This window comes from Candidatus Obscuribacterales bacterium, from assembly GCA_036703605.1.
Classification (GTDB): domain Bacteria; phylum Cyanobacteriota; class Cyanobacteriia; order RECH01; family RECH01; genus RECH01.
This window is the reverse complement of the sequence record DATNRH010000610.1, coordinates 1-1,188: the sequence shown is the minus strand read 5'-3', so window position 1 is coordinate 1,188 and position 1,188 is coordinate 1. Positions and strand designations below refer to the sequence as shown.

General features: G+C 55.7%; 1 protein-coding gene. It reads left to right on the top strand.

Annotation, left to right across the window (positions count from 1 at the left end):
* Positions 1-594: 594 nt before the first annotated feature.
* The gene (locus V6D20_12940) at positions 595-927 is read left to right on the top strand and encodes a YnfA family protein (protein HEY9816686.1); all 333 of its coding nucleotides are present in this window, start codon (positions 595-597) and stop codon (positions 925-927) included.
* Positions 928-1,188: the final 261 nt, after the last annotated feature.

Below are 1,188 nucleotides of genomic sequence, written 5' to 3'. Positions count from 1 at the left end.
GGCCTTATGGGTGTGAGTGTGCGAACCCTTCAGGACTGGGAACAGGGTCGGCGCGAGCCGCAAGGCCCTGCGGTTGCGCTTCTGCGTATTGCTGAGCAACACCCGGAAGTTTTTAGTCAGCTTCACTGACCAAAGTGAGGTTTAACCAGGCCATGCACCGGATGCCAAAACCTCCGTTTCGCTCTGGTTTTGTCACCGGTGATGGCGGGCGTTAGGGCTACTCGGCCTTTCCCTCTAGCTGAGGCCCCGATATCAAAATGATTCTGCTGCCCATGGAGGGGCAGCCCAGCATCCAGGGACGGAGCCAGATCCCATATCCGGCAGTCTCCTTCCTGGTGGCATTCAAATGGCCTATTTGGTTAGCGTTTCGGCTTGAGCAATCTTCCGAGCGTGCCACAATCGGGTAAAGCGGCATCCTCGGGGCGTCAGCCTCACCTCGGTGCCAGTAACAACGGTGGGGCTTCGCTGCGCTACGCCCTGCTTAGCCTTGTCACGGCCTGCGTGTCGCAGCCCTAACAAGGCCAACCAGGCAGGGACCCGCTACGCGGGCCCCTGTTGGCAACGTTATGTGTCACTACCAAGAGGTCAATTTCTTTGCCTGAACTGAAAACAGTCGGTCTTTTTCTCGTCACTGCATTGGCAGAGATTGTTGGTTGTTACTTGCCTTACCTATGGCTTCGAGAGGGCAAAACCATCTGGCTTATAGTGCCAGGTGCGTTGAGTCTTGCAGCATTTGCGTGGTTACTGTCGCTACATCCCACGGCTGCTGGCAGGGTCTATGCTGCATATGGTGGTGTGTATATTTTTATGGCTATTGTGTGGCTTTGGGCGGTCGATGGTATTCGGCCAACCGCTTGGGATTTGGTTGGCTCAGCCGTTGCGCTGTTAGGTATGGCAATCATCATGTTTGCGCCGCGCACCACATAACCAACGGTTGTAGTTCGTTCCGGGCCTCCGGCCCTCCACCGGGCGCCCATTTCGCTGCGCTACATGGGCGCCGCTAAACAAGGGCTTAGGGCAAAAGGAGGTTGACCGATGAGCACTTCGGCTCAGGTACTTGGACTCTTCATCTCTTGGGCGCTTCTTCTTGTCGTGCTCATGGAGGCAAGTCGCTGTTATTTCCTCATCAAAGGTCGCATTCGTTCCAATGAGTTCAAGCCGGACAATTCGAACTTACCCCCCTTCATG